10 protein-coding genes are annotated in these 7,314 nt (G+C 72.1%); 8 read left to right on the top strand and 2 right to left on the bottom strand.

The features are described from left to right. From FRW57_RS14605 to FRW57_RS14585, 5 genes are all read left to right on the top strand, one after another. A partial coding sequence (locus FRW57_RS14605; protein ID WP_162529368.1) for an asparaginase occupies window positions 1–352 on the top strand: 352 nt, incomplete at its 5' end. A gap of 3 nt (window positions 353–355) precedes the next feature. After that, a complete protein-coding gene (gene dtd / locus FRW57_RS14600; RefSeq protein WP_152186334.1) occupies window positions 356–781 on the top strand; it encodes a D-aminoacyl-tRNA deacylase in 426 nt (141 codons plus the stop codon). A 94-nt stretch (window positions 782–875) separates the two neighbouring features. Continuing rightward, window positions 876–1,202, top strand: coding sequence for a DUF2516 family protein (locus FRW57_RS14595; RefSeq protein ID WP_137121721.1), 327 nt, complete (start codon window positions 876–878; stop codon window positions 1,200–1,202). Further along, window positions 1,199–2,014, top strand: a complete 816-nt coding sequence (locus FRW57_RS14590; protein WP_238999441.1) for an alpha/beta fold hydrolase — start codon at window positions 1,199–1,201, stop codon at window positions 2,012–2,014. The genes FRW57_RS14595 and FRW57_RS14590 overlap by 4 nt, the downstream gene beginning before the upstream one ends. A 39-nt stretch (window positions 2,015–2,053) precedes the next feature. Then, on the top strand, window positions 2,054–2,452 hold the full coding sequence (locus FRW57_RS14585; RefSeq protein WP_137121720.1) for a phosphomannose isomerase type II C-terminal cupin domain: 399 nt from the start codon (window positions 2,054–2,056) through the stop codon (window positions 2,450–2,452). Between the two features lie 44 nt (window positions 2,453–2,496). On the opposite strand, the gene FRW57_RS14580 is transcribed toward FRW57_RS14585, so the two are convergent. Then, the gene (locus FRW57_RS14580; protein WP_162529367.1) at window positions 2,497–3,438 is read right to left on the bottom strand and encodes an NAD(P)-dependent oxidoreductase; all 942 of its coding nucleotides are present in this window, start codon (window positions 3,436–3,438) and stop codon (window positions 2,497–2,499) included. Window positions 3,439–3,583: 145 nt separating this feature from the next. Here FRW57_RS14580 and mshA point away from each other — a divergent pair, with 145 nt between their 5' ends. The 3 genes from mshA to FRW57_RS14565 are packed head-to-tail and all read left to right on the top strand — an operon-like array spanning window position 3,584 to window position 6,161. Then, on the top strand, window positions 3,584–4,858 hold the full coding sequence (gene mshA / locus FRW57_RS14575; protein WP_137121787.1) for a D-inositol-3-phosphate glycosyltransferase: 1,275 nt from the start codon (window positions 3,584–3,586) through the stop codon (window positions 4,856–4,858). Beyond that, the gene (locus FRW57_RS14570; protein ID WP_152186332.1) at window positions 4,855–5,358 is read left to right on the top strand and encodes a type III secretion system chaperone family protein; all 504 of its coding nucleotides are present in this window, start codon (window positions 4,855–4,857) and stop codon (window positions 5,356–5,358) included. Before mshA ends, FRW57_RS14570 begins: the two co-directional genes overlap by 4 nt. Before the next feature lie 44 nt (window positions 5,359–5,402). Next, window positions 5,403–6,161: a phosphoglyceromutase gene (locus FRW57_RS14565; protein ID WP_137121717.1), complete on the top strand. Its 759-nt coding sequence runs from the start codon at window positions 5,403–5,405 to the stop codon at window positions 6,159–6,161. A gap of 6 nt (window positions 6,162–6,167) precedes the next feature. Here the strand turns inward: FRW57_RS14565 and phoU are convergent, their stop codons facing one another. Continuing rightward, the gene (gene phoU / locus FRW57_RS14560; protein ID WP_152186331.1) at window positions 6,168–6,848 is read right to left on the bottom strand and encodes a phosphate signaling complex protein PhoU; all 681 of its coding nucleotides are present in this window, start codon (window positions 6,846–6,848) and stop codon (window positions 6,168–6,170) included. Window positions 6,849–7,314: the final 466 nt, after the last annotated feature.

The raw sequence follows: 7,314 nt of genomic DNA, 5'->3' as shown, positions 1-7,314 counted from the left end.
CGGTCGGCTCGCGACGGCCGCGGCCGGGACACCGGAGGGGCGCGTGCGTGACGCGATCCGGGCCCACCCACAGTGGCTCGGCGGCACCCGGCGTGACGTGACCACCCTGATCCTGGGCGTCGACGGACTGGTCTCGAAGGACGGTGCCGAGGCCGTGCAGGCCGTCGGGCTCGCCGACGGACGATGCCTCGCGGTCAAGATCCTGGACGGCGGCAGCCGCGCAAGAGCCGTGGTGACCGCCTCCGCCCTGCGGGCCCTCGGCCTCGACGACGACGTCCTCAGCATGATGCAGAGCGCCCCGGTCCTCGGCCACGGCGAACCGGTGGGCGCCCTGACGGCGACGGGTTTCTGAGCCGTGCGGGCGGTGTTGCAGCGGGTCACCCGCGCCAGCGTCACGGTCGGGGCGCAGGTCATCGGGGCGATCGAGCGCCCCGGCCTGGTCGCGCTGGTGGCCGCCACCCACGACGACGGACCGGAGCAGGTGGCCCGGATGGCGCGCAAGATCGCCGAGCTGCGCATCCTGCGCGACGAACAGTCCGTGGGCGACACGGGCGCCCCGGTCCTGGTCGTCAGCCAGTTCACCCTCTATGCCGACACCCGCAAGGGCCGGCGCCCCTCGTGGAGCGCCGCCGCGCCCGGGCCGGTCGCCGAGCCCCTGGTGGACGCCGTCGTGGTGGCCCTGCGCGCACGCGGGATCGAGGTCGCCACCGGCCGCTTCGGGGCGATGATGGAGGTGTCCCTGGTCAACGACGGACCGTTCACCCTCGTCGTCGACACCTGACCTGCGACGCCTGCACCGTGATTCGGTCCCGGACCGACACCTGATCCGGCCGGTCGGCAGCGTCGGCTCCGCCGCCTCGACGTAGTCTGGTGGCATGGAATATCTGTTGGGCCAGGCGCAGGTCGGCGTCGCCATGATCCTCGGGATCGCGGCGTTCCTGCTCGAGCTGTTCGCGCTGGTCGACGCGGTCCGGCACCCGAGCAACGCCTATCCCGCGGCCGGCAAGCGCACCAAGACCTTCTGGGTCGCGATCGTGGCCGTCAGCGCGGCCGTCGGCTTCATCTTCTTCGCCAACCCGCTCAACCTCCTCGGGATCGCGGCCGTGCTCGGTGCCGCGGTCTACCTCGCGGACGTGCGCCCCGCGTTGCAGCAGGTGCGTGGCCGGGGGTCCTCCTCGTCGGGTCCCTACGGTCCCTGGTGAGCCTCGGCTCCGCCTCCCTCACCTCACTGCTCGACGGTCCCGACGGGCCGATCGAATACCTCACCACCGGATCCGGCAGCCCGTCCACGGTCTTCGCCCACGGCCTCGCCGGGTCGATCGACACGACCCGCCCCTTCGGATCCGGCGTGCCCGGCAGCCGGACCTTCCTGCACTTCCGCGGCCACGGCGCCTCCGCCGCTCCCGAGACACCCTGGACGTATGCCGCGCTCGCGGCCGAGCTGCGCGCCGTCGCCGACATGGTGGGCGCCACCCAGGCCCTCGGCGTGAGCATGGGAGCCGGGGCACTGTGCCACTGGCTCGAGCAGGAACCGGTCCGCTTCGAACGACTCGTCTTCGTCATCCCCGCGGTCCTCGACCGTCCCCGGGAAGACGCCGCCCTCGACCGCCTCGTGGCCATGGCCGACCGCGCCGACGAGCGCGACGTCGACGGGATGACCGAGCTCCTGCTGCTCGAGCAGCCCGAGCCGGTCCGAGCGGACCGGGCGGTGCGGATTTGGTGCCGCGGTCAGGCGACCCACCTGGTCGGCACCCCCGTCTCCCGGGCGCTGCGGACGCTGCCCCACGCGGTGGCGATGGACGACCGCGAGGCGCTACGCGGCGTACGGGCTCCGGCTCTGGTGCTTGCCCAGGAGGACGATCCGGCCCATCCGGTCTCCGTGGCCGAGCAGCTGGCCGGCCTGCTTCCGGACGCTCGACTCGAGGTGCTGCCGCCGGGTGGTCTCATGTGGCGGCACCGGGCCACGGTGCGCCGCTTGATTGGTCTGTTTCTCACTCCTTCGACGGCGTGGTGAGGCACAATCGCAGGACACGCCACCGCGACGGAGGAAGCCATGTCCACGACGACAGGACGGACCGGGGAGATGACCGACCGCACCGCCGACGTGTTCGTCGCCGAGCGGCCTTGGGGTGAGTTCCAGCAGTTCGTCTCCAACGAGCGAGTGACGGTCAAGATCATCACGGTGCAGCCGGGGCACCGGCTCTCCCTGCAGACCCACGGTCACCGCGACGAGATGTGGCAGGTGCTCGACGTGCCGATCGACGTGGAGATCGACGGCCGGGCGTGGAGCGCGGGGCCCGGCGAACGGGTCTGGGCCGGGCAGGGGAGCCGGCACCGGATGGGCAACTCCGGCTCCCGACCGGGCCGCGTGCTCGAGATCGCGTTCGGTGACTTCGACGAGTCCGACATCGAGCGGATCGAGGACGACTACGCGAGGCGCAGCGCCGACTGACCGCTCGGTGCCGCCCCGGGTCGGACGGGGTAGGACGCCTCCGACTACCCCGAGCTGACCGCGGACTGATCGGGCCCGACGGATCGGCCCAGCCGCCGGCCGGCAAGGTGTTCCAGCCAGGCGACACCGAGGAGCTCGCCGTCGACGTCGCCGTAGTGGGCCAGGGCGCGTCGGTGCACCCGCGCGACGCGCTCCGACACCGACCAGGGGGTGCCGGCCGACTCGGCGAGGCGCGCCAAGGAGTCCAGCTCCTCCACCACTCGGGCGAGCCCGAACGTCGGAAGGTAGTCACCGGCCAGAAGCGACGAAAGGTGGGTGTGGACGAAGTCGCTGCCGGCAGGGCTCGTGTCGAGCACGTCGGCCAGCCGGTCGGTCGCAAGACCGGCCTGGGCCCCCAGCAGCAGGGCCTCGCCCACGGCGACGGCCTGTCCGAACCACAGCTGGTTGATCAACAGCTTCGTCAGGTAGCCGGCTCCGTGACCCCCCATGTGACGGATGCGTGTCGGGTCGGTGAACGTCTCGAGCAACGGGCGCAGGCGCTCCACATCCGAGTCCTCACCGCCCACGTAGAGCGCCAGGTCGCCGCGCCGGGCGTCCTGCGGGCCACCGCCCACTGCGGCGTCGAGGTAGCGCACACCGCGCTCGTTCGCTGCCGCGGCCAGGTCTTGGGCAAGGCCCGGAGCCGTGCTCGTCAGGTCGATCCAGCTGCCTCCGGGGGCCAGCTGCGCGAGCGCCCCCGGAGCAGAGCCGCCTGACGGGCCGAGCATCAGCTCGCGCAGCTCGGGGCTGCCGGGCAGGACCGTGACCAGCACGTGGTCCGCGGGCAGCCGCGTCAGCGACGAGCTCCAGTGCGCCCCGGCCGCCTCGACGTCGACCTGTCGGTCCTCGCGGAGATCCACGACCTCGACCCGGTGGCCGGCGGCAACAAGGTGCCCGGCAACCGGGAGCCCGATCCTGCCTGCTCCCACGAGGGTGACTGCCACCATCCTTGAAGTCTGGCGCACTGCGACCGGAGCGGCGCAGGCACCCATCACCTCGTCGCGCCGAGGATTCCCCCTCGGGCGACGCCTGCACCGTCGTGGCAGACTCGAGCGCGTGACGACAGCAGGCGCGCGACCGGGTCGGGTGGCCATGATCAGCGTGCACACCTCACCGCTCGAGCGTCCCGGGACCGGTGACGCGGGAGGGCTCAACGTCTACGTCCTCGAGAGCGCGCGACGGCTGGCCCGTCGCGGCGTCGAGGTCGAGATCTTCACGCGGGCGACGACCGGGGCCCTGCCCCCGCAGGTGGAGGCCGCGCCCGGCGTGCTGGTCCGGCACGTCGCCGCCGGCCCCTACGAGGGTCTGTCCAAGCAGGACCTGCCGGGGCAGCTGTGCGCCTTCGCCGCCGGCGTCATGACCGCCGAGGCGGCGCGCGCCGAGGGCTGGTACGACCTGGTCCACGCGCACTACTGGCTCTCCGGCCAGGTCGGGTGGCTGGCGGCCGACCGCTGGCACGTCCCCCTCGTCCACACCATGCACACCATGGCGCGGGTCAAGAACGCCCGGCTGGCGGAGGGCGACAGCCCGGAGCCGCCCGGGCGCGAGATCGGCGAGGCCCAGGTGGTCGAGGCCGCCGACCGGCTGGTGGCCAACACCACTCGCGAGGCCCGTGAGCTGGTCGACCTGTATGGCGCCGACCCCGCCAAGGTGCGGGTGGTGCCACCGGGCGTCGACCTCGACCGGTTCACCCCCGGGGACCAGCGGGCCGCCCGAGCCGAGGTCGGTCTGGCCCCGGACGCCAAGGTCGTCCTGTTCGTCGGTCGCATCCAACCGCTCAAGGCTCCTGACGTGCTGCTGCGCGCCGCCGCCGAGCTGCTCACCCGACGACCGTCGCTGCGGGACGACCTCGTCGTCGCGGTCCTCGGCGGCCCGAGCGGCACCGGCCTGGATCACCCACAGGCGCTGCAGGACCTGGCCGCCCGGCTCGGGTTGCAGCCGCACGTGCGGTTCGTGCCCCCGGTCGGCCGCGCCGAGCTGGCACAGTGGTATCGCGCAGCCGACCTGGTCGCCGTCCCCTCCTACAACGAGTCGTTCGGGCTGGTCGCCGTCGAGGCCGAGGCCAGCGGGACCCCCGTCGTGGCCGCGTCCGTCGGCGGCCTGCCCACCGCGGTCGGCGACGGTGGAGTCCTCGTCGAGGGACACCGCACGCAGGACTGGGCCCGCGAGATCGGTGACCTGCTGCAGGACCCCGATCTACGAAGCGCCTTGCGCCGCAGGGCGATCGCCCACGCTGCACAGTTCAGCTGGGAGGCCACCACGGACCGCCTGCTCGAGGTGTATGCCGAGGCGCGGGCCGCGCACCGCAGCTCGCCCATCGACGACTCCCGGACCTTGGCGGGCGTGCCGTCGTTGGTGATCCCGTGACCAGTGCCGAGACGACCTACGAGGTGGTCCGCGGCTTCCTCGAAGAGGCCGGGATCGAGTGGGAGCTCGGTGGCCGGCCGGGCGAGCTCGTCGTCAGCCTGCCGGGGGAGAAGAAGCTCAAGACGGTCTGCTCGGTGGTCGTCGGGCAGCAGTCGGTGTCGCTGTCGGCCTTCGTGGTGCGCAACCCCGACGAGAACCACCTCGAGGTCTACCGCACCCTGCTGCGGCGCAACCTGCGGTTGCCGGGGCTGTCCTACGGCATCGACGTCTCCGGGGACGTCTACGTGCAGGGGCGCGTCCCCCTCGCGGGGGTCGACCCGGCATACCTCGATCAGCTCTTCGGGGTCGTCCTCGACGCCTCCGACGGTGCCTTCAACGAGCTGCTGGCGCTCGGCTTCCTCGACTCGATGAAGAAGGAGTGGGACTGGCGCATCTCGCGGGGGGAGTCGACGCGCAACCTGGAGGCGTTCCGACACCTGCTCGACGGGACGGAGCGGTGAGGAGCAGGTGCTGGAGGCTGAGCGACCGCCCCTAGACTTCCGGCATGACGACCGCAGACAGTGGACACACGCTGATCCTCGTCCGGCACGGTGAGAGCACCTGGAACGCTAAGAACCTGTTCACCGGCTGGGTCGACGTCGACCTGTCCGAGAGGGGCATCCAGGAGGCGGTCTCCGCCGGCAAGCAGCTGCGTGAGGCGGGGCTGTTGCCGGACGAGCTGCACACCTCGCTGCTGCGCCGCGCGATCACCACGGCCAACGTCTCGCTCGACGTGTGCGACCGGCACTGGATCCCGGTGCACCGGTCCTGGCGGCTCAACGAGCGGCACTACGGCGCGCTGCAGGGCAAGAACAAGAAGGAGATCCTGGAGAGGTTCGGCGAGGAGCAGTTCATGCAGTGGCGGCGCTCGTTCGACGTGCCGCCGCCGCCGCTCCCGGCCGATTCGGAGTTCAGCCAGGCCCACGACCCGCGCTACACGCGGTTGCGCGACACCATGCCCGACACCGAGTGCCTCAAGGACGTGGTCGCCCGGATGCTGCCCTACTGGGACAGCCAGATCAGCGCCGACCTGCTGGCCGGCAAGACCGTCGCCGTGATCGCGCACGGCAACAGCCTGCGCGCCCTGATCAAGCACCTGGACGGCATCAGCGACGAGGACATCGCGGGCCTCAACGTCCCGACGGGTATGCCGCTCGTCTACCGGCTCGACGCCGACCTCAAGCCGCTCGTGGCGGGCGGGGAGTACCTCGACCCCGATGCGGCTGCGGCGGCCGCCGAGGCGGTCGCCAACCAGGGTCGCTGACGGGGGTCAGCGAGCGCCGACCTGCTCGAGATCCTCGTCCGGCTCGGTGTGCCACTCGCCGGTGACCAGGTAGACCACCCGGCGCGCCACCGAGACGGCATGGTCGCCGAACCGCTCGTAGTAGCGGCCGATCAGGGTCAGGTCCACGGCGGCCTCGGTGCCGTGCTTCCACTTGCCCTCGAGCAGCATCTCGAAGACCTCGCGATGCAGCCGGTCCATCTCGTCGTCGTCCCGGTCGAGGGCGACGGCCGACTCGACGTCCCGGCCGGCGATCACCGACCCGGCCTTGGCAACGATGCGCTCGGCGACCTGGCCCATCTGCAGGATGGTCGAGCGCAGCACGGGTGGCACGGCCGACTCCGGGTAGCGCAGCCGGGCCACCTTGGCGACGTGCCGGGCCAGGTCGCCCATGCGCTCGATGTCCGCGCTCATCCGCATCGAGGTGACGACCATGCGCAGGTCGGTCGCGACGGGTTGCTGGCGGGCGAGCAGGTCGATGGACAGGTCGTCGAGCTCCGACCGCATCCGGTCGATCTGCTGGTCCGCGGCGATGACGCTCTCCGCCAGGTGGATGTCGGCGTCCAGCAGGGCGGTCGTGGCCCGGGCCATGGCCGAGCCGGCCAGCCGCGTCATCTCGACCAGCTGGTCGGAGATCCGCTCGAGGTCCTCGTGGAATGCGTCGCGCATGGGTTCCTTGTCCTTGCCGTGTCTGCCGTGTCTGCCGTGTCTGCCGTGTCTGCCGTGTCTGCCGTGTCTGCCGTGTCTGCCGTGTCTGCCGTGTCTGCCGTGTCTGCCGTGTCTGCCATGTCTGCCGTGTCTGCCGTGTCTGCCGTTGCGGGTCGTGCCTGACGGCGCTGCCGATGGACGGCCGCCTGCCGACCCGCTGCCAGCGGTGCGGCCTCCGCCGAAGAGCAGCGTGGCAGCCCGCGGTGAACGGGTGCCGGACCGCAGGTGAACACTCGGCGTCGCTCCCGCCGCACCGCTGCTGCGGCGGCGGATCGGGCCCGTGGACTGCGTACGCTGAGCAGGTGGACTCCACGACCGCGGCCGTGCTCGGTGGTGCCGTCGGCCTGCTCATCGGCGCCCTCGCCGTGACGATGGTCGCCTGGACCGACCGGGCCCGGCGCCGGGTGCCCGACGACGAGCTGCCCGA

This window comes from Segeticoccus rhizosphaerae, assembly GCF_009192725.1.
GTDB classification, from domain to species: Bacteria; Actinomycetota; Actinomycetes; order Actinomycetales; family Dermatophilaceae; genus Segeticoccus; species Segeticoccus rhizosphaerae.
Note: the sequence above shows the minus strand (reverse complement) of the source record. Positions and strands in the feature narration are given on the sequence as shown.